This window comes from Massilia brevitalea, from assembly GCF_030711405.1.
GTDB lineage: Bacteria > Pseudomonadota > Gammaproteobacteria > Burkholderiales > Burkholderiaceae_D > Telluria > Telluria brevitalea.
The window spans coordinates 47549-70935 of record NZ_JAULSI010000024.1 but is presented as its reverse complement, the minus strand read 5'-3'; the positions used below and the strand labels follow the sequence as shown (position 1 = coordinate 70935).

At 65.4% G+C, this 23387-nt stretch carries 19 protein-coding genes; 11 read left to right on the top strand and 8 right to left on the bottom strand.

Going from position 1 to position 23387, the window contains the following annotated elements; genetic code table 11:
* Positions 1–11: 11 nt before the first annotated feature.
* From QWL29_RS16275 to QWL29_RS16245, 7 genes are all read left to right on the top strand, one after another.
* Positions 12–1196, top strand: coding sequence for an isovaleryl-CoA dehydrogenase (locus QWL29_RS16275; RefSeq protein ID WP_305823919.1), 1185 nt, complete (start codon positions 12–14; stop codon positions 1194–1196).
* Positions 1197–1496: 300 nt separating this feature from the next.
* Positions 1497–3329, top strand: a complete 1833-nt coding sequence (gene aceK / locus QWL29_RS16270) for a bifunctional isocitrate dehydrogenase kinase/phosphatase (protein WP_305823918.1) — start codon at positions 1497–1499, stop codon at positions 3327–3329.
* Positions 3322–4521 carry an acetyl-CoA C-acyltransferase gene (locus QWL29_RS16265; protein WP_305823917.1) on the top strand — a complete coding sequence of 400 codons (1200 nt, stop codon included), beginning with the start codon at positions 3322–3324 and terminating at the stop codon, positions 4519–4521. The genes aceK and QWL29_RS16265 overlap by 8 nt, the downstream gene beginning before the upstream one ends.
* 132 nt (positions 4522–4653) lie before the next feature.
* Positions 4654–5322 carry an SDR family oxidoreductase gene (locus QWL29_RS16260; protein WP_305823916.1) on the top strand — a complete coding sequence of 223 codons (669 nt, stop codon included), beginning with the start codon at positions 4654–4656 and terminating at the stop codon, positions 5320–5322.
* 33 nt (positions 5323–5355) lie between these two features.
* Positions 5356–6483, top strand: a complete 1128-nt coding sequence (locus tag QWL29_RS16255) for an acyl-CoA dehydrogenase family protein (protein ID WP_305823915.1) — start codon at positions 5356–5358, stop codon at positions 6481–6483.
* Positions 6483–7022, top strand: a complete 540-nt coding sequence (locus QWL29_RS16250) for a GNAT family N-acetyltransferase (RefSeq protein WP_305823914.1) — start codon at positions 6483–6485, stop codon at positions 7020–7022. The genes QWL29_RS16255 and QWL29_RS16250 overlap by 1 nt, the downstream gene beginning before the upstream one ends.
* Before the next feature lie 358 nt (positions 7023–7380).
* Complete coding sequence (locus QWL29_RS16245; protein ID WP_305823913.1) at positions 7381–7893, top strand: ferritin-like domain-containing protein; 513 nt, start codon at positions 7381–7383, stop codon at positions 7891–7893.
* Between the two features lie 21 nt (positions 7894–7914).
* Here QWL29_RS16245 and QWL29_RS16240 read toward each other — a convergent pair whose 3' ends face one another.
* The 3 genes from QWL29_RS16240 to QWL29_RS16230 form a co-directional block, all read right to left on the bottom strand.
* Positions 7915–8871 (bottom strand): S66 peptidase family protein, encoded by a 957-nt coding sequence (locus QWL29_RS16240; RefSeq protein ID WP_305823912.1) that lies wholly within the window; start codon positions 8869–8871, stop codon positions 7915–7917.
* Positions 8872–9066: 195 nt separating this feature from the next.
* Positions 9067–11829 carry a TonB-dependent receptor gene (locus tag QWL29_RS16235; RefSeq protein WP_305823911.1) on the bottom strand — a complete coding sequence of 921 codons (2763 nt, stop codon included), beginning with the start codon at positions 11827–11829 and terminating at the stop codon, positions 9067–9069.
* Positions 11830–12037: 208 nt separating this feature from the next.
* Positions 12038–13843, bottom strand: a complete 1806-nt coding sequence (locus QWL29_RS16230) for an ABC transporter substrate-binding protein (RefSeq protein ID WP_305823910.1) — start codon at positions 13841–13843, stop codon at positions 12038–12040.
* 529 nt (positions 13844–14372) lie between these two features.
* On the opposite strand from QWL29_RS16230, the gene QWL29_RS16225 reads away from it, so the two are divergent.
* The 4 genes from QWL29_RS16225 (at position 14373) to QWL29_RS16210 (ending at position 18661) form a co-directional block, all read left to right on the top strand.
* Complete coding sequence (locus QWL29_RS16225) at positions 14373–15611, top strand: spore maturation protein (protein ID WP_305823909.1); 1239 nt, start codon at positions 14373–14375, stop codon at positions 15609–15611.
* A gap of 8 nt (positions 15612–15619) precedes the next feature.
* Positions 15620–17269 carry a D-alanyl-D-alanine carboxypeptidase/D-alanyl-D-alanine endopeptidase gene (gene dacB, locus QWL29_RS16220; RefSeq protein ID WP_305823908.1) on the top strand — a complete coding sequence of 550 codons (1650 nt, stop codon included), beginning with the start codon at positions 15620–15622 and terminating at the stop codon, positions 17267–17269.
* A gap of 125 nt (positions 17270–17394) precedes the next feature.
* Entirely contained in the window at positions 17395–17802 is a 408-nt protein-coding gene (locus QWL29_RS16215; protein WP_305823907.1) for a hypothetical protein, read from the top strand.
* 1 nt (position 17803) lies between these two features.
* Complete coding sequence (locus tag QWL29_RS16210) at positions 17804–18661, top strand: DUF2145 domain-containing protein (protein WP_305823906.1); 858 nt, start codon at positions 17804–17806, stop codon at positions 18659–18661.
* Positions 18662–18766: 105 nt separating this feature from the next.
* On the opposite strand, the gene QWL29_RS16205 is transcribed toward QWL29_RS16210, so the two are convergent.
* From QWL29_RS16205 to QWL29_RS16185, 5 genes are all read right to left on the bottom strand, one after another.
* The gene (locus QWL29_RS16205; RefSeq protein ID WP_305823905.1) at positions 18767–19441 is read right to left on the bottom strand and encodes a hypothetical protein; all 675 of its coding nucleotides are present in this window, start codon (positions 19439–19441) and stop codon (positions 18767–18769) included.
* A gap of 286 nt (positions 19442–19727) precedes the next feature.
* Complete coding sequence (locus tag QWL29_RS16200; protein WP_305823904.1) at positions 19728–20354, bottom strand: M15 family metallopeptidase; 627 nt, start codon at positions 20352–20354, stop codon at positions 19728–19730.
* Positions 20351–21256 (bottom strand): LysR family transcriptional regulator, encoded by a 906-nt coding sequence (locus tag QWL29_RS16195; RefSeq protein WP_305823903.1) that lies wholly within the window; start codon positions 21254–21256, stop codon positions 20351–20353. The genes QWL29_RS16200 and QWL29_RS16195 overlap by 4 nt, the downstream gene beginning before the upstream one ends.
* Positions 21257–21333: 77 nt before the next feature.
* Positions 21334–22308, bottom strand: a complete 975-nt coding sequence (locus QWL29_RS16190; RefSeq protein ID WP_305823902.1) for an N-acetylmuramoyl-L-alanine amidase — start codon at positions 22306–22308, stop codon at positions 21334–21336.
* Between the two features lie 35 nt (positions 22309–22343).
* On the bottom strand, positions 22344–23264 hold the full coding sequence (locus tag QWL29_RS16185) for an N-acetylglucosamine kinase (RefSeq protein WP_305823901.1): 921 nt from the start codon (positions 23262–23264) through the stop codon (positions 22344–22346).
* Between the last annotated feature and the right edge of the window lie 123 nt (positions 23265–23387).

Genomic DNA, 23387 nt, shown 5'->3' with positions numbered 1-23387 from the left:
GAGAGGACGACATGCTGCATCTTCCAGGCTTGACCTTTGACCACGGCGAAGACATCGCCGCGCTGCGCGAAGCAGTGCAACAATTTGCGGCAGCGGAAATCGCACCGCGCGCGGCCGAGATCGACCGCACCGACCAGTTCCCGATGGACCTGTGGAAGAAGATGGGCGAGCTCGGCCTGCTGGGCATCACCGTGAGCGAGGAATACGGCGGCGCCAACATGGGCTACCTGGCCCACATCGTGGCGATGGAAGAAATCTCGCGCGCCTCGGCCTCGGTCGGCCTGTCCTACGGCGCGCACTCGAACCTGTGCGTCAACCAGATCAAGCGCAACGGCACCGAAGAACAAAAGCAGAAATACCTGCCGAAGCTGATCTCGGGCGAGCACGTGGGCGCACTGGCGATGTCCGAGCCGAACGCCGGCTCCGACGTGGTGAGCATGAAGCTGCGCGCCGAGCTGAAGGGCGACCGCTACGTCCTGAACGGCACCAAGATGTGGATCACCAACGGACCCGACGCCGACACCCTGGTGGTCTACGCCAAGACCGACCTCGAAGCCGGCCCGCGCGGCATGACCGCCTTCCTGATCGAAAAAGGTTTCAAAGGCTTCTCGATCGCGCAAAAGCTCGACAAGCTGGGCATGCGCGGCTCGCACACCGGCGAACTGGTGTTCGAAGACTGCGAAGTGCCGGTCGAGAACGTGCTGGGCGGCCTGGGCAAGGGCGTGAACGTGCTGATGTCGGGCCTGGACTTCGAGCGCACCGTGCTGTCGGGCGGTCCGCTGGGCATCATGTCGGCCTGCATGGACGTGGTCGTGCCTTATATTCACGAGCGCAAGCAGTTCGGCCAGGCGATTGGCGAATTCCAGCTCATGCAGGGCAAGATCGCGGACATGTATTCGACCATGATGGCTTGCCGCGCCTATGTGTACGCGGTTGGCCAGGCCTGCGACCGCGCCGCCAACCCGGCCGCCGTGCGCGCCCTGCGCAAGGACGCCGCCGGCGCGATTTTGTACAGCGCCGAAAAGGCCACCTGGATGGCGGGCGAAGCGATCCAGACCCTGGGCGGCAACGGCTATATCAACGAGTATCCGGTCGGTCGTCTCTGGCGCGATGCGAAGCTCTACGAAATCGGCGCGGGTACCAGCGAGATCCGCCGCATGCTGATCGGGCGTGAGTTGTTTGGCGAGACGGCGTAATTTGCAGCACCGTTGGCCGTGACCGTACGGTGGGCACTCCGTGCCCACGCGGAAAGCGACGCTATGTTGGCTGCGTTTGGATGTTGCGGCCTGCTCTGGCACACGGTGTCTAGAAGCATGCCACGCGGCTCTCATCAAGGCCAACATGACGCGCCTTTCCGCGTGGGCACTTCGGTTTAGAGGCCCCCGGCCTCTAAACCCCCACCGTACGGTTGCCGCCGCAGGCCATCTTGCTGCCAACACCGCCACATTGCATTGCAATAAAATACCTGCTCAACCGACCCACGCGCGAGACGAACGATGACCCAGGTAACGTTCCCACGACTGCTGTCTTCGCAGATCGCATTCGACATCGCGCGCACCATCCTGGACGGCTTCGACAAGCATTACCGCCTGTTCCGCGCAGCCAGCCAGGGGGCGCGCCGGCTGTTCGAGCAGGCCGACTGGCCCGCTGCCCAGCAGGCCGCGCGCGAACGCATCGACTTCTACGACCAGCGCGTGCAGGAAGCCGTGCAGGCACTGGAACACACCTACCCACCTGCCGACCTCACCGACCATGTCTGGCGCGAGGTCAAGCTGCACTACATCGGCCTGCTCTCGGACCACAAGCAGCCGGAACTGGCCGAGACCTTCTTCAACTCGGTCAGCTGCCAGATCCTGCACCGGCGCTATTACCACAACGATTACATCTTCGTGCGCCCCGTGATCTCGACCGAGTACATCGAAACCGAAGAATTGCTGCCGACCTACCGCGTGTACTACCCCGCCGCGGACGGCCTGCGCTTTGCCCTGAAACGCATCGTCGGCAACTTCCAGCTGGAACGCCCGTTCGCCGCGCTCGACCGCGATACCGGCCTGGTCGAAGCGCGCATGATCAGGGACTTCGGCCTCGACCAGCCCGAACCGAACCTGCAGTTGCACGTGCTCTCGAGCCCGTTCTTCCGCAACAAGGGCGCCTACCTCGTCGGCCGCGCCATCAACGGCGCGCGCGAGTACCCGTTCGTGATCCCGGTCCTGCACGACCAGCACGGCGAACTGGTGCTCGACACGGTCATCACCGACCCCGACGGGGTTGCCCTGCTGTTCTCGTTCACACGCGCCTACTTCCTGGTCGACATGGAAGTGCCCTCGGCCACCGTGCAGTTCCTGCGCAGCCTGATGCCGCGCAAACCGCGCAGCGAAATTTATACCGTACTGGGCCTGCAAAAGCAGGGCAAGACCCTGTTCTACCGTGACTACCTGCAGCACCTGAAGCACAGCTCGGATCGGTTCCGCAGCGCCCCCGGCATCCGCGGCCTGGTGATGCTGGTGTTCGAGCTGCCATCCTTTCCCTACGTGTTCAAGGTGATCAAGGACTGGTATCCGCCGCCGAAAGACACCACGCGCGCCCAGGTGAAGGAAAAATACCTGCTGGTGAAGCACCACGACCGCGTCGGACGCATGGCCGACACGCTGGAATACTCGGACGTCGCCTTTCCCCTGCAGCGCTTCAGCGAAGAACTGCTGGCCGAGCTGCAGCAGCACTGCCCCTCGCTGGTGGAAATCGAGGGCGAGCGCCTCATCGTCAAGCACCTGTACATCGAGCGCCGCATGGTGCCGCTGAACATGTTCCTGACCGATGCCCAGGCCGCCGGCGACGAGGCGCTGCTGGCACACGGCGTGCTCGAATACGGGAACGCCATCCGCGACCTGGTGGCGGCGAACATCTTCCCCGGCGACATGCTGTACAAGAATTTCGGCGTCACGCGCCAGGGCCGGGTCGTGTTCTACGACTACGACGAAATCGAGTACCTCACCGATTGCCAGTTCCGCGACATCCCACAGGCGCGCAACGAGGAAGACGAGATGTCCGCCGAGCCCTGGTACCCGATCGGCAAGCACGACGTGTTCCCCGAACAATTTGGCCGTTTCCTGCTTGGAAACGCGGCCATCCGCCACCATTTCATGCAGCATCACGCGGACCTGCTCACGCGCGCCTGGTGGCAGGCGCACAAGGACCGCATCCTCGGAGGCGAAGTGGAAGACGTCTTCCCTTATCCGCAGCACATCCGCTTCCACCAGACCACCACCCCATTGGCGCAACCCGCAATCCGCCGGGCGCCATCCTCTTTGGAGACCTTAGAAAATGAATGATCCAGTCGTTATCGTTGGCGCCGCCCGTACCCCGATGGGTGGCTTCCAGGGCGATTTTTCCTCGAAGTCGGCGAGCGACCTCGGCGCGGTGGCGATCCAGGCGGCAGTCGAGCGCGCCGGCGTCGATCCGCAAAGCGTCGAACACGTTTACTTCGGCAACTGCCTGATGGCAGGCCAGGGCCAGGCGCCCGCACGCCAGGCGCTCATTAAAGCCGGCCTGCCGCTATCGACCGGCGCCGTGACCCTGTCGAAGATGTGCGGCTCGGCCATGCAGGCCGCGATCTTTGCCCACGACCAGCTGGTGGCCGGTAGCGCCGACATCGTGGTGGCCGGCGGCATGGAGTCGATGACCAACGCGCCTTACCTGATTCCGAAGGCACGCGGCGGCTACCGCATCGGCCACGCGCCGATGTTCGACCATATGATGCTCGACGGTCTGGAGGACGCCTACTCGCGCAACGAAAAGACCGGCGAAGGCCGCTCGATGGGCACCTTTGCCGAGGAATGCGTCGCCACTTACCAGTTCACCCGCGAAGACCAGGACAACTTCGCCATCACCTCCGTGAAGCGTGCGCAGGCTGCCAACAACGATGGTTCGTTTGCCTGGGAAATCGCCCCGGTCACGCTGGCCACCCGCACCGGCGAGCTGATCGTGGAAAAGGATGAAGGCCCGCTGAAGGCCAAGATCGACAAGATCCCGTCGCTCAAGCCAGCGTTCAAGAAGGAAGGCACCGTGACCGCCGCGTCGTCGTCGTCGATCAACGACGGCGCTGCGGCGCTGGTGATGATGCGCGAATCGAAGGCCAAGGAACTGGGCCTGACCCCGATCGCGCGCGTGATCGGCCACGCCACCCACGCCCAGGAACCGAATTTGTTCACCACCGCCCCGATCGGCGCGATGAACAAGCTGTTCAAGAAGACCGGCTGGATGGCGGGCGACGTCGACCTGTTCGAGATCAACGAAGCCTTTGCCGCCGTGCCGATGGCCGCCATGCGCGACCTCGACATCCCGCACGAGAAGGTCAACATCCACGGCGGCGCCTGCGCCCTGGGCCACCCGATCGGCGCCTCGGGCGCGCGCATTATCGTCACCCTGCTGGGCGCGCTGAAGAAGACCGGCGGCAAGCGCGGCGTGGCGTCGCTGTGCATTGGTGGTGGTGAAGCCACGGCGATGGCGATCGAGATGGTGTGATGTCGATAGCCGGAGAACGGTGAGGATGCCGGTCTCCGGTTACGATAGGTGTTTGCAAACGTTGTACCGCGTGGGCACTCGTGTCCACGCGGCCGTACCTCAACAAACCGCAACACAACACGGAGGAACACCATGCCAACCGCTTTGATCCTCGGCGCCTCGCGCGGCATCGGCCACGAACTCGCACGCCAATACCGTGCGGATGGCTGGCGCGTGATCGCCACCGCCCGCAAGCAGCAAGACCTCGACGAGCTGGCGCAACTCGGCGCCGAACCGCACCAACTCGACGTCACCGACCCTGAAGCCATCGCCGGCCTGGGCTGGAAACTCGACGACGAAAAGATCGATACCGCCTGGCTGGTCGCCGGCCTGTACGGCCCGCGCCACGACGGTTTCCCGACCCAGCAAGACTTCGACGCCGTGATGCACACCAACGTGCTGGCCGCGATGCGCCTGCTGCCGATCGTCGCCCCATTGGTCGCCAACACGCGCGGCAAGCTCGGCGTGCTGTCCTCGCGCATGGGCTCGATCGGCTCGCGCACCGATACGGGCGGCTCGCTCTACCGCGCCAGCAAGGCCGCGCTGAACTCCGTCCTCACCGACACCGCACTCACTTATGGCCCGCAAGGCGCCACCTGCATCGCCTTCCACCCCGGCTGGGTCCAGACCGACATGGGCGGCGAGAGTGCGGCGATCACGGTCGAGCACAGCGTGCGCGATCTGCGCGCGACCCTGGCGAATGCCAAGCCGGAGGCCAACGGCAGCTTCCTGAACCACGACGGCGACACTATCCCCTGGTAAGCCGCCCACGATAAAAAACAACCACGAGACACCATGATCCTGACCGAAGAACACCAGATGATCCGCGACGCCCTGCGCAGCTACGCGCAGGAGCGCCTGGCCCCGCAGGCCGCCCGCTGGGACAAGGAACACTACTTCCCGAAAGCCGAACTGAAGGAACTGGCCCAGTTGGGCGCATTCGGCGTGGCCGTGCCCGAGGAATACGGCGGCGCGGGCCTCGACTACGTGTCGCTGGCGCTGGTGCTGGAAGAGATCGCGGCCGGCGACGGCGGCACCTCGACCATCATCTCGGTCAACAACTGCCCGGTGTGCAGCATCGCCATGATGTATGCCAGCGAAGAACAGAAGCAGCAGTGGCTGCGTCCGCTGGCGCAAGGCGAGATGCTGGGCGCCTTTGCCCTGACCGAGCCGCACACCGGCAGCGACGCCGCCGCCCTGCGCACCACGGCGGTCCGTGACGGCGACGACTACGTCATCAACGGTACCAAGCAGTTCATCACCAGCGGCAAACATGGCGACGTGGCCATCGTCATGGCTGTGACGGACAAGGCCGCCGGCAAGAAGGGCATCAGCGCCTTCTGGGTGCCGACCAACACCCCCGGCTACATCGTCGCCGGCCTGGAACACAAGATGGGCCAGCACTCGTCGGACACGGCGCAGATCGTGTTCGAGAACTGCCGCATCCCGGCCGCGAACCTGATCGGCGCAGAAGGCATGGGCTACAAGATCGCGCTGTCGGGCCTGGAGGGCGGACGCATCGGCATCGCTTCGCAATCGGTGGGCATGGCGCGTGCCGCCTTCGAGGCCGCGCTGGCGTATGCAAAGGAACGCACCAGCTTCGGCAAGGCGATTTTCGAGCATCAGTCGGTGCAGTTCAAATTGTCGGAAATGGCGATGAAGATCGAGGCGGCGCGCCAGCTGATCCTGCATGCGGCTTCGATGAAGGATGCCGGTTTGCCCTGCCTGAAGGAAGCGGCGATGGCCAAGCTGTTCGCCTCCGAGATGGCCGAACGCGTGGTGTCGGATGCGATGCAGGTCTTTGGCGGCTACGGCTACGTGGCCGATTTCCCGATCGAACGCATCTACCGCGACGTGCGCGTCTGCCAGATCTACGAAGGCACGAGCGATATCCAGAAAATCCTGATCGCGCGCGCACTGTGATGGCGGCGCCGGCGATCATCCCGCTCGTGCAGCAGGACTTGCCGGCGCTGTTCGTCTACCTCGACGATCACCTGGGCGACAACGGCCGCAACGGCACGCCGCTGTTCCAGCCGCTGCCGCGCGCCGCTTCCTTTTTCCCGATCGACAAGCGCGCCGGCTTTGTGCTCGGCCTGGGCAGCGCGCTGGACGCGCCCGGCTGGCGGCGCGGCTGGATCGCGGTCGACGCGGGCGGCGCCATCTGCGGCCACATCGACCTGCGTGCGCGGCCGGAGCGTACGGCGGCGCACCGCTGCCTGCTGGGCATGGGCGTGCACCGCGATTGGCGCGCGCAAGGGCTGGGGGCGCGGCTGCTCGACACGGCGCTGGCCTGGGCCGATGCGCAGGGGCTGGCCTGGGTCGATCTTGAAGTCTTGTCGAACAATTTGCCGGCGCGCCGGCTGTATGAGCGCAGCGGCTTTGTGCAGACCGGCGAGATAGCGGACTTGTTTCGTATCGACGGCGAGCAGCATGGCTACGTATTCATGACCCATAGCCTTTGATTTCCGTAGGGTGGACTCGTAATGGAGGCCACTGGCCTCCATTACTCCACGCTGTACGACACACGCATTTCGATATGTATTACATAGAGCGGTTTGCACAAGTACGACCGCGTGGACTCGGGAGTCCACCCTACAAAATCAAACCGTAGCTACGTATTCATAAGCCTTGCCCTTCGGCAGCGAAAAACCATCTTTCTTCGTTCAATGTCGACGAAATGTTCCCTATCTAACAAACATCGTTCTTCGACTCTGCCAAGGTAGCTGAAGCTGCACAGCCCGCCCAGGTGGCGGCTGCATGTAAATCCAGGCGGCGCCAATCTTCGGCGCCATCACGCACACTTTACCGATGGAGAGACGTATGACGACGACGGCAAACGAACACCTGAACGACTGGCTGCGCGATGCTCACGCGATGGAACAGCAAGCGGACAAGATGCTGAACGCGCAAGCGGAACGCCTGGAGCACTATCCGGAACTGCGTGCGCGTATCGTCCAGCACATCGAGGAAACCCGCTGGCAGCAAAGTCAGCTCGACGAGATCATGACCCGCCGCGGCATCAGCAACTCGGTGCTGAAGGACCTGGGCGGCAAGCTGGCCGCCTTTGGCCAGGCAGTCGGCGGCATGACCACCAGCGACGAAGTGGTGAAGGGCGCGATGGCCGGCTACGTCTTCGAGAACCTGGAGATCGCCAGCTACACCTCGCTGATCGGCGCCGCCAAGGCCGTTGGCGACACCGCCACCGCCGCCGCCTGCGAACAGATCCTGGCCCAGGAAAAGGCCATGGCCGCCTGGCTGCTGGAACACCTGCCGCAAGTCACGCAAGCCTTCCTGGTGCGCTCGGAAACGCCGGGCGCCGAAGCCAAGGTATAAGCAAACAGGCAGCGGTCTAACTTAGCTGACCGCCGCCTCCAGCAAGGTCACCGTCTGCCGCTCGGCGTCGAGGGTGGCCTCCACTCCCATGGGGATCGTGAACTGGTTGCGGATGTGGCCGATCGAGTAGCCGGTCACGGCCGGGATCGACAGCGGCTGCAGATGCATGTCGAAGGTCTGGTCCAGCGTCAGCGACACGTCCTCGTGCTCGGGGCCGCAATCCTCGCAGATGCCGATCATCACGGCCGCCGCCTTCCTGAAGCCGACTGCGAGGTCGAGCTGGGTCATCCAGCGGTCGATGCGGTACGGCGCTTCGTTGACTTCTTCCAGGAACAGGATGGCGTCGCGGAAGTCGGCCGCATACGGCGTGCCGGCCAGCGCCGCCACCAGGCTCAGATTTCCGCCGATCAGCGGCCCGATCGCGCTGCCGCCATGCACGGTGCGCATGCCGAAGTGCGGCTGCAACACGGCGCGGCGGCTGTTTTCCAGCGCCATCGGAATCGTGTAGCGCGGCTGCGGGTTGCCCAGCACGGCCAGCATGTGCTCGCGCGCATAGTCCGACAGCGTCGACGAAGCCACCGGGCCGTGGAAGGTCACCAGCCCGGTCTCCTTCAGGATCGCCAGGTGCAGGGCGGTGATGTCGGAGTAGCCGAGCAGGATCTTCGGATGCCTGCGGATCAGGCCATAGTCGAGTTCTTTCAGCAGCGAGATGCAGCCCGAGCCGCCGCGGATCGGCCACAGCATCGTCACTTCCGGGTCGGCGAACATGGCGTGCAGGTCCGACAGGCGCTGTTCCACGGTACCGGCATAGTTGCCGTTTATTTCGCGCAAGTACCGTCCCTCGCGCACCTTCAGGCCCAGGCTTTCGATGTTGGCGCGCGCCTTGGCAATCGACTTTTCGCCCGTATAGCCGCCCGGCGCGATCAGGCCGACGGTGTCGCCACGGCGCAGGCGCGGCGGTTTGATCAGAGGTTTCATGGAAGGACGTGGGCTGCGTGTGCATGGCCTGGCTGCCTCGCTGGAGACGGGGAGGAGCGCGGCGGCGGCGAGCCAGGCGGCAAAGGCGCGCCGGCTGATTGTCATGCTGGACATGCGTTCGGTTTCAATGAAAAACGGCCCGCGCCGTGGAGGCGCGGGCCTCCTTCGGCTGCGGGCCGCAAACGAAGCGACAAATCAGAAGAACTTGTACTTCATCGACAGCGAGAACGAACGGCCACGCGGGCTGGCCACGCGCGGATCCCAGCCGGCGCCCACGACTTCGTCGACGTTGTGCGCGGTGAACGGCGGGTCGCGGTCGAACAGATTCTGGATGCCGAAGGTGATCGAGGCGTTCTGGATGCCGGTGTACTTGGTCGACAGGCCCCAGGTGGTATAGCTCGACACGGTCGGGTCGAAGCCCGGCGGCGGCGCGCCGATGCCCTTGTTCGGCACCTGGTCGTTGTAGCCGCTGGCGAAGTTGTTGCTCAGCGTGCCGCTCCAGTCGCCACGGGCGACGGTGAAGGTGGCGTTGTGCTTCCAGCGCAGGTACAAATCACGCGTGTAGAAATTGCCCACGTATTCCTTGTAGGCCTGGCCGGCCAGTTCGGCGAACTGGAAGTGCTGGGTCCAGGTACCGTCCAGGCCTGCGCTCCACTTGAAGTCGCCAAACTTGCCGTCGCCGCGCAGGCCGAGGTCGGCGCCGCGGGTCTTCACGCCGCCGGCATTGATCCAGCCGGCCTGCACGTACTCGATGGTGCCCGGATTGCCGTCGTTGTTGCGGATCACGTTGGCCGAAAGGCCGGGCTGGTTGGCCAGGATGATCTGCGGCGTGCGGTTCAGGATCTTGTCCTGGGTGTTGATCATCCAGTAATCCACCGAGGCCGAGAAGCCCTTGAACGGCTCGACCACCACGCCCAGCGTGCCCTGCTTCGAGGTTTCCGGCTTCAGGTTCGAGTTGCCGCCGCTCTTGTAGTCGAGGCGGGCAATCGCGCAGTAGGCCGGGTCGCCCGGGTTCAGCGGGCAGCCGATCGGGTCGATCACGCCGTTCGGCAGTTCCTGGTCGAGCGAGGCCGAATACAGCTGGGTAAAGCTCGGCGCCAGGAAGCCCTTGTTCGCCGAACCGCGCAGCAGCAGCCAGTTGGCCGGCTGGTAGCGGAAGGCGACCTTCGGATTGGTGGTGGCGCCGATCACGCTGTAGTGGTCGCGGCGCACGGCCAGCTGCACTTCCAGGTCCTTGATCACCGGCACGATCAGCTCGGCGTACACGGCCTTGATGTCGCGCTCGGCCGCCTTCAGGGCGGCATTGCCCGGCGCCTGCCAGACGACCGTCGCGTCGGCGTCCTGGCCGTAGGCATAGCCCTCGCGGCGCAGGTCGAAGCCGACCGCGGCGGCCAGCGGACCGGCCGGCAGGTCCCAGATCTCGCCCGATACCGAGCCATCGAGCTGGGTCAGCGTGGTGCGGCCGTGCTGCAGATCGCCGCGGAACTTGGTCGATTCGATCAGCGCCATCGCTTCCGGCGTCTGGCTCTGGCCCGGCTGCAGCCACGGGTTGATCTTGCCGGTGCCCAGCGCCTGGTACATCGGCGTGGTGTAGGCGTAGCCGTCGGTCAGCGTGGTCTGGGTCTTGCTGATGGCGCGCGACAGGCCCACTTTGTAGTCGTACTTGCCGAAGCTGCCTTCCAGGCCCACCAGCAGGCGCGCGCCCTCGGTGGTGTTGTCCATCGTGCGGTTGCCGAAGTCGGTGGCGCGCCACTTGTAGATGATCGGCAGATTGCGGTTGTAGCTGGAAATGTAGGGCGACAGGTCCTGGTAATAGGCGCCGCCGACCGGGTAGGCGCTACCCGTGGCCAGCGAGGTCGAGATCTGCATCGGCGTCAGGATCGAGGTCACTTCCGAGCGCGAGGCCAGGCCTTCGGCGAACAGGCGGTGGCCCGGCGCGATCTGGAAGACGCCGCGCAGCAGGGCATTGGCGCGCTCGACCGGCGGCGCCATGACGTAGTCGGCGCCGTAGTCGTAGGCGCAGGAATAGCGGCTGCGGGTCACCGGGGTGACGTCGGGCCAGAGCTGGCTCTGGTACTGCGACATCCAGGGAATCGAATCGCACTTGCCTTGCAGGCTCAGCAAACTGGCCTGCAGGTAGCGCGTGGCGTCGCCCGGCATCTGGAAGTTGGCGCCCAGGGCGGTGCCGGCGCCGCTCAGCTGGTTCGCGAACGGGGTGCCGGTGGTGTCCGGCGACAGGCCGCGCGCGGGCTGGAAGCCGTTGGCGAAGTCGCGCTGGTGCGAGTGCAGCATGTTGTTCTTGTCGACCGTCAGCGAAGCCATGACGTTGTAGCGGTCGTTGTCCAGGTCGCCCGTGCCGGCCAGGATCGAGGCGCGGCGGGTCAGGCCGCCGCCGGCTTCGGTGGCGTTCACGTTGGCGCTGGCCTCGAGGCCCTGGTAATCCGTCTTCAGGATGAAGTTGACCACGCCGCCGACGGCGTCGGTGCCGTAGATGGCCGAGGCGCCGTCCTTCAGGATCTCGACGCGCGCGATGGCTGCCAGCGGGATCGAGTTCAAATCGACCGCCTTGCCGCTGCCGCCGTGGGTGGCGATGCGGCGGCCATTGAGCAGCACCAGGGTGCTGTTCGGGCCCAGGCCGCGCAGCGAGGCAAACGAGGCGCCGCCGCTGACGCGGTCGGCATCGGCGCCGAACACGTTGTTACCCGAGGTCATGTTGTCGGCGCCGGTACCGTTGGCGGAAATGGTGCGCACCAGCTCTTCGGTCGTGTTGATGCCCTGTTTTTCGATGTCGTCGAAGGTGATCACCTGCACCGGCAGCGCGCCTTCCTTGGCGATACGCTTGATGCTGGAACCGGTGATCTCGACGCGTGCCATCGGCGGCGTTTGCACCTGCTGTGCGACCGCCGGGCTGACGACGCCGATCAGGGCAATCAGATGGGCCAGTTTTTTTACTTTCACGCGTCTCTCCTGAGGTGTGGACGATGCGGGCCGAGCGGCCGATCGCTGCTTTTTCCGTCGTCCTGTCCAGGCACTGCGCGTCCGCAGCGGCTTGGCAAGACGTTATGTTTGATTTGAGGGTAAGCCTGATTATTTGGCACGAGCCAATGAAATAAGCGCCGGGAAGTATAACTTCCAGGAATGTTTATAGTTGGAAAATGAGTAAGTGCTAGGGGCGCTTGCTTGAGGAGCGTGCTCTTTGCGCAACATCGACGTCCAGGTAGCGCCAGTTGGTGAATTCGACAGGGTGGCGCTTGTAGTTTTTTAGCCACGGCTGGCGGATATCCGCCGACAGCACATGGGTCAGCGGCACCCAGGGGTTGTAGGCGTGGATCAGCTGGTTCATCTCGAAGTACAGTTTTTGGCGCGCCGGACCGTCGCTCAAGGCGCGTGCTTGTTCGTAGCGTTCGTTGTAGGCCGGCAGGTTGAAGCGCGCATAGTTGGCGCGGCCGGCGTTCGGGCCGTAGAGCAGCTGGTAGAAATTGTCGCCGTCGGGGAAGTCGGCGATCCAGTTACTTTCGAACATGGTCACCTTGCCCAGGCGCGAGGCCTTGATGATCTCGGTTTTCTTGTCCGATTTGAACACCACGCGCAGGCCGATGGCGTTCAGGCATTTTCTCCATAGCTCGTCGCGCAGGCGGCCGCCGACCGTGGCTTCGCTGTGCATGGTGAGCGTCAGCGGCTTGCCATCGGGTGCTTTTCTGAACCCTTCTTCATCGCGCTGGCCATAACCGTGGCGGTCGAGCAGGGCGTTGGCCAGGGACGGGTCGTAGGGTACTGGGCTGCGGTAATGGGGGTCGTAGCCGAGCACGTTCGGCGGCAGCGGCGACTCGGCCTTGATCGCAAAACCTTTTTTCAGCAGGGCGATGTCTTCGGCGCTGTTGTAGGCCAGCGAGATGGCGCGGCGCAGGGCGATCCGGTCCTTGCTGTAGCCACCCAGCACCGGGTCGTTCATGTTCATCCACATGTAATAGGTCTGCAGCACCGGGAAGCGCGACAGCTGCATGCCGCGCGCCTGCAATTCCGGTTTCAGCGCGCCGTTGCGGATCACCATGTCGGTCATCGATTCGGGCACCTGCTCGAGGTAATCGTATTCGCCGTTCAGGAAGCCGAGCATGCGGCCCTGGAATTCCTCGGCGATCTTGATTTCCACGCGGTCGACGCGCGGCAGGCGCTTGCCTTCCAGTTCTTTGGCGATGGTTTGTGCTTCGGCGTCGCTGCCGGGGGTGGCGTGGAACACGGCGGTCGAATACGGGTTGGCTTGCAGGACGATGCGGTCGCTGCGTTTCCACTCCTTGACCAGGAAGGGGCCGGTGCCGACCGGGTGGTTGCCGGCCTGGCCGGGATAGGCCTCGATCACCTCGCGCGCCACCACGCCGGAGGCGGGCGTGGCCATGTAGAACAGGAAGTTGTTGTCGGGTTCCTTCAGGCGGATGCGCAGGGTGTGGCGGTCGAGGGCTTGCAGGCCGCTGACCGACGTGTCGATACTAAAATGCTTCTTGAGCGCTTCGTCGCCTTCGATCTTGCCGTCGAACATGTACGACCATGGGGATTTCAGGGTCGGGTCGTACAGGCGCTTGATGCTGTAAACGTAATCTTGCGCGGACATTTCGCGCTTGGTGCCCTTGAAGGCGGGGTCGTCGGTGAAGCGGATGCCGGGGCGCAGGCGGAAGGTGTAGGTGCGGCCGTCCTGGCTGACTTCGGGCATCTGCGTGGTCGTGTTGGGGCGCAGTTTTACCGGACGCGCCAGGTAGTCGTAGCGCAGCAGGGGGTCGAAGATGTTTTCCAACAAGGACAAGGTCGCGATGTCGGACGCGGCGGCGGGGTCGAGGCCGGTTTCGCTGGTGGAGAGGAACATGCGCAGGACTTTTTCCGGGGCTGCGCTTGATGGCGCCGTTGGGGCCTGGGCCGCAGCAGGGAAAGCAAAGACGCCGGATGCGAACAGCAGCGCGGGCAGGGCGGAGCGTAGTTTCATTTGTGCATGTCCTGGTTGAGCGTTCGTATCATAGGCGGGGTGGTTGATGGACGCAAACGGAGCCGATAAGGGCCGAGCGGCCGGTTGACCATCGGGGTCGGAAGCGCGACCGTACGGTGGGCACTCCGTGCCCACGCGGTTACGTGCGCGTCCTTGCACCTGCGCCGGTGATGATTCGCTCCGCGGCTCAACCACGGATACAGAGGGTAGCGGGACGCTTTTGGACACGTCGCCGAAAGGCGCGATGTTCGATAAAACGAGCGTCAACCATGATCATCGTTCCGCGTGGGCACGTCATTGATGCCCCCGGCATCAATGACCCCACCGTACGGGATGCAGCCCGATAACGCGACCACGACCATAAACGCGGCGTCCACCATAACTTTTGTGCATGGCGCCGCTGCATTCTTTCATCTTTGCAGCTTGCTGTGCGCCTATACTCTCAGCTGCACAATCGTGCACAACGATGCCGTGATCTCCTCCGCGGCGGTGAACGCGCGGCGGCCTGGCCCGCCCTTTCGGACTGAACATGGCATTAAATTACATCTGGACCGGTTTCTTCCTCGTTGGTTTCGTCGCAGCACTGGCACAGTGGCTGTTCCTCGGCGATACCGAAATCTTCAAGCGCATCGTCGACGGCACCTTTACCTCGGCCAAGATGGCGGTGATGGATATTGCCCTGCCGCTGGCCGGCGTCATGACCCTCTGGCTGGGCATCATGAACGTTGGCGAAAAAGCCGGCGCCATCAATGTGCTGGCCCGCTTCATTGCCCCCTTCTTTTCGCGCATCTTCCCGGAAGTACCAAAAGACCACCCGGCCAACGGCCACATGGTGATGAACTTCTCGGCCAACCTGCTCGGCCTGGACAACGCCGCCACGCCCTTCGGCCTGAAGGCCATGGAAAGCCTGCAGACCCTGAATCCGGACAAGGACACGGCCAGTAACGCCCAGATCATGTTCCTGGTGCTGCACACCTCGGGCCTGACCCTGATTCCGCTGGCCATCATGGCCCAGCGCGCCATCCTCGGCGCCGCGAATCCGGCCGACATCTTCATTCCCTGCCTGATCGCGACCTATGTCGCCACCATGGCCGGCATCATCGTGGTCGGCATCCGCCAGCGCATCAATTTGTTCGACCCGGTGCTGGGCGGCTGGATCGGCGGCATGACGCTGGCGATTGGCGCCATGATTTATTACTTCAGCAATTTCCTGAACAAGGAACAGATCCAGCTGGTGTCGACCGTCGCCGCCAACCTGATCCTGTTCTCGATCATCGTCATCTTCATGGTCGGCGCGCTGCGCAAGCGGGTGAACGTCTACGAGGCCTTCATCGAAGGCGCGAAGGGCGGCATCCAGACCTCGATCACCATCATTCCCTACCTGGTCGGCATGCTGGTCGCGATTGGCGTGGTCCGCAACGCCGGCATCCTCGACTTCGTGGTGCGCGGTTTCGAGTGGGTCTTCGTGCAACTGGGCGTGAACACCGAGTTCATTCCGGCGCTGCCGACCGCGCTCATGAAACCGCTGTCGGGCAGCGGCTCGCGCGCGCTGATGATCGACACCATGACCACCTACGGCCCGGATTCCTTCGTCGGGCGCCTGGCCTGCATCTTCCAGGGCTCGGCCGATACCACCTTCTACATCGTGGCCCTGTACTTCGGCTCGGTAGGCATCCGCAAGACGCGCTACGCGATTTCCTGCGGCCTGCTGGCCGACCTGGCCGGCGTGATCGCCGCCATCTTCGTCGCCTATCTCTTCTTCGGTTAAGGATGCCCATGTTCCGTCGCCCCGCTCTCGCCATTGCCGTCCTGGCTTGCCTGTCTGCTTGTGCGCAGGTGGAGCGGGCGCCTGCTACGCCGTCGTCATCCCCTGCCGTGCCGCAGGCCTCCGCCGTTGTGCCGCAGGCGACTGCCGCGCAATCCCAATCTTCGTCGGCCACGCCACAGGCATCCGCCGGCATCCCGCAGCTGGCCGGCGCGATCCTGCCGGCGGGTAGCCTGCCCCAGCCGGTGACGGCCTTGCTGGCGGCGAACGGCATCGCACCCGCCAACCTGAGCGTGCTGGTGCTGCGCGGCGACCAGACCATACTGGCGCACGGCGCCGGCCGCCCCATGCAGCCGGCCTCGACCATGAAACTGGTGACGACGCTGGTGAGCCTGGAGCAGCTGGGCCCGGTATTCCGCGGCCGTACCGAGCTGCTCAGTAATGGCGAGGTGAAGAACGGCGTGCTGCAGGGCGACCTGGTGCTGCGCGGCGGGGCCGACGCCGACTTGTCGGGCGAGGTGCTGGACACCATGCTGCGCGCGCTGCAACTGTCCGGCGTCCAGCGCATCGCGGGCAACCTGGTGCTGGACCGCAGCCTGTTCAATCCGGCGCGCCAGGACCGCGGCGTGCCGCCCTTCGACGAGTCGCCGGAAGCCTATTACAACGTGATTCCCGACGCGCTGCTGGTCAACAAGAACATGCTGCAGATCGACATGCGCTCGACCGGCAAGAGCCTGAAACTGGCGATGCAGCCGGAACTCGACGGCGTGCGCGTGGTGTCGGAAATGACCCTGATCGACGCCAATTGCGCGCGCTGGGAAGATGGCTGGAAATTGCCGGAAGCGGTAAAGGGCGCCGATGGCCGCATCAAGCTGGTGCTGCGCGGGACTTTCCCGAAGAACTGCGTCCAGACCAACAGCATCAACGTGGTCGACCGCGACGATTACCTCGACGGCCTGTTCCGCATGAAGTGGAAACAGCTCGGCGGCACGCTCGATGGCAAGACGTTCGAGGGCATCGCGCCGCCCGATGCGCGCCTGCTGGCCCTGCACACCGCGCGTGCCCTGCCGGAAGTCGTGCGCGATACGAATAAACCTTCGGACAATGCGCTGGCCCGTACCCTGTTCCTGAGCCTGGGCGCGCTGGAAGCCGACCCGGTGCTGGGCAGCCGTCCGCTGCCGCCCGTGCCGGGGCAGAGCACCTATACCCGCGCTGATCAGGTGGTGCGCAACTGGATGCGCGCGCGCGGCATCGACGACAGCGGCTTCGTGATCGAGAACGGCTCGGGCCTGTCGCGCATCGAGCGCATCAGCCCGCTGCAAATGGGCGGCCTGCTCCAGGCCGGGCTGCGCAGCAACTGGGCGCCGGAATTCCAGGCCAGCATGCCGATCGTCGCCGTCGACGGCACCATGCGCCGCCGACTGCACGGCAGCCCGGCGGCTGGCCGCGCGCGCCTGAAGACGGGGACGCTGCGCAACGTGGTGGCGGTGGCCGGCTACGTGCCGGATGCCAGTGGCGTGCAGAACGTGGTGGTGGCGATGGTGAACGACGAGCGCGCGGGCGAAGGACGCGGCCGGGCCGTGGTCGATGCGCTGGTGGACTGGGTGGCGCGCTCGGGCACGCCGGCGCCGGCCGTGGGGTCGCCAGTCCTGCCGCAATAACCGCTAGCTGCACCCGGTATCGCCGGGCGATACGTTTCCGTCAGCAAGACAATACTCCGCAGGCCCCGGTTGGCCTGCGGCCGCGATTTCGCGATGATGGCTGCACCTGATCAAAGGAGCATCTCATGAAACGTGTTGTGGTCACCTCCCTGCTCGCATCTCTCCTCAGTTTCTCCTGCGCCACGGCGTCGGCGGCCGGCCAGTCCGCGCCGTCGCAGGCCAGCGCCAATTTGTCCGGCGTGGCCGTGTTCGGTTCCGTGCTCACCGTGGCGGCAGCCGGCAGCGTGGTGGTCGCCAGCGTCAAGACGATCGGCGATGGCCTGGAAATCGTGGTCGAAAGCCTGGCCGATGGCAGCCGCGCGACGCTGCGCCTGTCCGGTGCGGTGGCAGGCGGCCTGTCGGTGGCGGCCGGCACCGCAGTGGAAGTGGTGACGGCTTCCACCGGCCACGTGCTGGTCCTGTCGGGCAAGGCGATTGCCTTCATCCCGAACGAAGTGGGCAAGGCCCTGCTGCACCATGCACGGGTGAGCTGAGATGTTTCCGCGAACCGAACTACGCGGCCGGGCTGACATGCGCCGGCGCCTGCATGCAGCCTTCCTGAAACGGCTGGCCTCGCTGACCTCGCTGTCTGCACTGGTCCTGCTGGCCTGCGCCCTGCCTGCCCAGGCCGGCCAGGCCTGCGCCGACAAACCGCTCACGCCGACCGAGGTCGTGATGTCGATGGACCTGGCCCAGCGCACCGTGCAGGCGCTCGACGCCAGCGGCGCGAAGGTGGCGCTGGTGTCGCGCGCCGGCCAGGACCTGAGCCGCTATCGCCTGCGCTACTCGCACATGGGCGTGGCCGTGCGCGACCATCCGGCCGGGCGCTGGACCGTCGTGCACGAGCTGAACGAGTGCGGCACGGCGGCCTCGCACCTCTACAACGAGGGCATGGGCAATTTCTTCCTTACCGACCTGTACCGCCACGAAGCCCAGCTCGTAATCCCCGGCCCGGCCGCGCAGGAGCGCATCGCGCAACTGTTCGCCACGCGCACGCCGCAGCGCATGCATGAAGGGCACTACAACATGCTGGCCTACGTGTACGCGACCAAGTACCAGAACTCGAACCAGTGGGTGCTCGAATCCCTGGCCGCCGCCATGGCGCCACCGGGGCAGGTGGAAACCCGCGGCGAGGCCCAGGCCTGGATGCGTTCGCTGCGCTTCCAGCCGCTGACGGTGGAAGTACCGGCGGCCACACGCCTGGGCGGACGCATGTTCCGCGCCAACGTCGCCTTCGACGACCACCCATTCGATCGCCGCATGGCCGGCCAGATCGATACCGTGACCACCGATTCGGTCGTGCGTTTCGTGCGCATGACCGATCCGGAGGCGAAGACCATGGTGGTTGATTAAGCCTGGACCGAGCCGAGTACGGGTGAAAGATTATTTCATCGGCGCTCCTCTGGTGAAATAATATTTCAGGCATTGGAAGCATCGAGGCATCGAAGCGTCAAGGCATCAAGGTTTCGAGGTCTGGCTGCTGCGCGGCGCCACGCCGGATGGATCGAGCCAGGGCGCACCCGCCACCTCGGGCCTGGCTTCCACCAGCGCCACCTGGGCATTCGTGGTTTCGCGGATCGTGCGCACGATGTCGAGCATGGTCTTTTCGGCGTACTTGTCGGGCGTGCCGAGCACGTAGCCGGTGGCGCGCCGCGGCCATTCGAGCCAGCCGCCTTCTTTCTTGGTGAAGGCGGCGTACAGGTCGAGGTGGTAGCCGCCCTTGTAGGGGAAAAGGCAGGCGACGATGTTCATGTCCTGGCTGCCGCGCACGTCGGGCGTGGCCCTGGCGGTCCAGCTGGCGCCTTCGCAGCTGGGGCCGCGCGCGGGGATCGTGCCCGGCGGTGCGCCGGCGGGATCGGCCAGCTTGAAGCGGCCGGGCTGGTCCTGCACCTCGGCGCTGTCCGGCACCGGCGTGGCCACGGTGGCGTTGCTAATGTTGCGGCTGATGCCTTCGCTGGCGGCGCGCGCGACCATGGTCCCGGCTGCGTCGGTCTTGATGTCGAAGACGCGGATGTATTCGACCGCCGTGTCGCGCGAGGCGAACATGTTGCTGCCGCCGGTGCTGCCGCCCGTGCTGCAGCCTGCGAGCGCGGCGGCCATGGTCACGGTGGCGGCCATCATCGAAGCTTTCATGACTTACCTCTCTTGTCCGTTGGAGATGGAATCGTTTGCGCGGAAGAAGCGGCCTCGAGTGTCAAGCGGGGGCGTCACATCTTCCGTCGGTATGGAACGATTGTCCGGGGCGGATGAAGGGGAAGGATGAGAAAGCTCAAGTGTGCGCGTGCGTGCCGCGGTGGCAGGCACCGCATATTTGTGCTTGCGATGCAATCGGTGGGTTCGAGAACCCACCCTACAACGGCGGGTTTCGTAGGCTGGGCACTCGTGCCCACGCTGACTCATCGCCTGATAGACGGCGAAGTTACATCACCCGCATGAACGTCGAGCGCACCAGGTCCCGGTCGCCGCAATCGAAATGCCACCATTCGGTGCGGATCCCAAGGAAACCAGCCCCGAACATGGCCGCGCGCAGCAGGCGGCGGTTCGCCACCTGCGCCTCGCTTAATTTACCCGCCGCGAGGAAGCCTTCTTCCAGCGCCGGATGCGACAAGTCCGTCATGTCGTCGAAGCCGGTGCCCATGTCGAGCTCGCGGCCTTGCGGGTCGAGCAGGGTGATGTCGAGCGCCATGCCGTACGAGTGGATCGAGCCGCGTGCCGGGTCGGCCAGGTACATCTGCAGGCCGGTGCCGGCCAGCGCGTCCCACAATTGCTGCTGCACGCGCTGCGGGCGCAGGGCGTCCAGCACCAGGGCCGTGTGGCCGGGGGCGTGCTCGGCCAGCCAGGCCACGGCCCGTTCCAGCGCGGCGGCGGCGTCGCGGTGCAGCCAGGCGCAGTCGTAGGGCGAATACAAGTCACGGCCGACGAAGTTGTTGGCGCTGGCGTAGCGCAGGTCGACCTCGATGCCCGCAATCGAGGACAGGTGACGGAACGCCGGACTGGCGGCGATGTCTTCGCTGGCAAGCGTCGCGCCGGGTACGGCAATGCTCATCGGCTTCCCCGCGCGAGACAGGCGCGCGCGGTGGCGGCGATGCAATTGGCCAGTTCGCGCGCGCCGTGCGACAGCGGGGCGTGGCTGGCCGAGAGCAGGTACATCTGCACCGGCATGGCCGGCGCCCACTGGCGGCGCTGCACCTTGTCGTTCGCCGCGGAGGCGGCCGTAAACGGGTCGACCACGGCGGTGCCGGCGCCGGCTTCGACCAGCGACCGCGCGATCTGGTAGGTCTGGACCACGGTGCGGAAGATCGGCTGCACGCCCTGGGCTTCGCAGGCGGCCACCACGATTTCGCCGAGCGGGTCGTTGTCGGCCAGGCCGATCAGTTCGCCGGTGAGGCCTTCGGCGCCGATCGGCTGGGCGCATTCGGCCTCGCTCCAGGTGCCGGCCGGGGCCATCACGGTCAGCATGCCTTGCGCGATGGGTTCGGCGACGATGCCGGGGTGGCGCGGGTCCTGCAGCGACAGCGCGAGATCGGCTTCGCCCAGGCGCAGGGCGTTCACGATTTCGCTGGTGTGGTAAGTCGCCAGTTCGCAGCGGGTCTCGCCGAAGTCGCGGCGCCACAGGGTCATGGCCTCGGGCAGCACGCTGATGGCGAGCGTGGGCGTGGACACCAGGCGCACGGTCTCGAGCGCGCGGCCCTTCAGGCTGGCGGCGAGGCGGCGGATGCCTTGCAGGTCGCGGTTCAGCTTTTCGGTTTCGGCGAACAGGCGGTGCGCTTCCGGCTTCGGATACAGCTTGCCGCGCACGCGCTCGAACAGCGGCATGCCCAGCTGCAGTTCGGCATGCTGCAGCACTTTTGTCACCGCCGGCTGGGAAATGTGGAGAACCTGGGCGGCACCGCTGATGGTGCCGACTTGCATGATGGCGTGGAAAACTTCGATGTGGCGCAGGCGCATTGCTTCAATCCTTCAGTGGGACGCCCGCGCCAGGCGCGGGTCGGTCGAAGGATACAGGTTAAAAGTGAGGACGGCGATCATTGTTGGGTCGCTGCAACTGGCTGTACTGGCTGTACTGGCTGCACAGGCTGAACCGGCTGCACCACCGGCGCCGGCGGCACGGCCTGCACTGGCGGCACACCCGGCACCGGAACCGGCGTCCCCGGCACGACAGGCGAGGTGGGCAACTGCGGCAACTGCGGCGCAGGCGGCACCGGCGGCAGCGGCGCGTTCGCCGGCGTGGTCAGCACCTCCAGCATGGCCGCGGTTTGCGCATCCGGTTCGCCGGCAATGTTCGCCGGGCGGTATTTCATCTGGAAGGCGCCGATCACGGTGCGGGTTTGCTGGTCGAACACGCCGGTCTGGGCCAGTGCGAAGCCGTGGGCCGCGAGTTTCTTCTGGAACCAGGCGGCGTCCGGCACCTGGATGTCGAACACCTGGCGTACGGCGGCTACACGGTTGGCATCCGGCCACACCACCAGGCCGGCCTGGGCCAGCTGGTGCCACGGGAACAATGGACCCGGGTCCTGCTTGCGCAATGGTGCGATGTCGCTGTGGCCGAGCACATTTTCCGGCGCGATCTTGTGGCGCGCGATGATGTCCTTGATGAGCGGCACCAGCACGTCGATCTGCGATTGCGGGAAGGGCGCGAACACGCGGCCCTGCGGGGTATCTTTCCAGCCGGCGTTCACGATCTCGATGCCGATCGAGCTGCTGTTCAGCTGGGTGTAACCCTTCCAGCTCGAGATGCCGGCGTGGTAGGCGGCGCGGGTCTCGTCGACCAGGCCATACACGGTCGGCTGCGGGTCGTCGGTGACGAGGTAGTGGGCGCTGACCTGTTGCTGGGTCAGGATCTTGATCGAGGCCGGCTTGTCGGACACGGTGTAATGCAGCACCAGGAAGCGCACGCGGCTGGCCTGGCCGGTGGCGCTCAGGCTTTTGTCGATGCGCGGGCCGGGGGTGGTACAACCGGCCAGCAGGGCAATCATGAAGGCAGCAAGGATTTTTTTCATTGGTATCTTGGATAGTGATGAGTCAGTAAGCGGAGTCAAGGGGCGGCGGCGGCCAAATGGATGGCTGCAAGACGGGCTGCGGCATGGTGGGCGCGCGTGGTGCTGTGCGTCAGGATAGTGCCGGGCGGCAGACTGGCGCGCATGCTTGCCGCGATCGCCGGATGCAGCGCTGCGGCGCGCCCGCCCAGCGCCACCGGACGCGGCCCGAAACGCGCGATCAGTGCCTGCGCCAGGCGCGCCAGTTCGCGGCCGGCGTTTTCCAGGATCTGCGCGGCGGCCGGGTCCTGTTCCGCGCTGGCGGCAACGGCCAGCGCCAGCTTGCCGACGGTGCCGCGGTCCTGGCCGTAGATGAACTGGCGCGACCAGGCCCAGTCCGCGCCGCCCACATGGTCGAACACCGCATGCGCCATCGGAGAACTTTCCCAGCGGCCCGGGCATTCGTCCTCGTTGCGCCAGATGTGGCGCAGGGCTTCGCGCGCGATCCAGAAGCCGCCGCCGCCATCGTCGAGCACCACGCCGCGTCCGCCGGCGCGGTGGAAGGCGCCATCGGCGTCGATGAAGGCGCCGATCGAGCCGGTGCCGGCATACACCAGGTAGCCTTCGCCGGGCGCGAAGCTGGCGCGGTAGGCGATGTCGATGTCGTTGCAGAGGGTGATGGCGCCGGGCGCAATGCCGAGCAGGCCGGCCAGCCATTGCTGGAGTTGTTCGCCGTCGCCGCCGAACCCGGTGAGGCCGGCGTGCACCTTGTCCGGGCGTGCAACGGCCAGCACCTTGCACGCGAGTTCGGTGAAGGTGGCGTGCACGGCCTGGCGGCCATCGTTGCTGGCCATTTGCAGGGCGGACAGGCCGCCGACCGTGCCTTCGGCCAGCAAGCTGCCGTCGGCCGTGGCCAAGGCCCAGCGTGTTTCGGTGCCGCCGGCATCGATACCGAGGCCGATAGAGGAAGAAATAGGCATGATTACTTGTCGTAGGGTGGGCTCTCGAGCCCACGCGGTTTCACCGTTTGATCAACGGCGCGGTATGCGAACGTTCGTTAACGCGTGGGCACGGGGCGCCCACCCTACGATTGCAAGCACTGG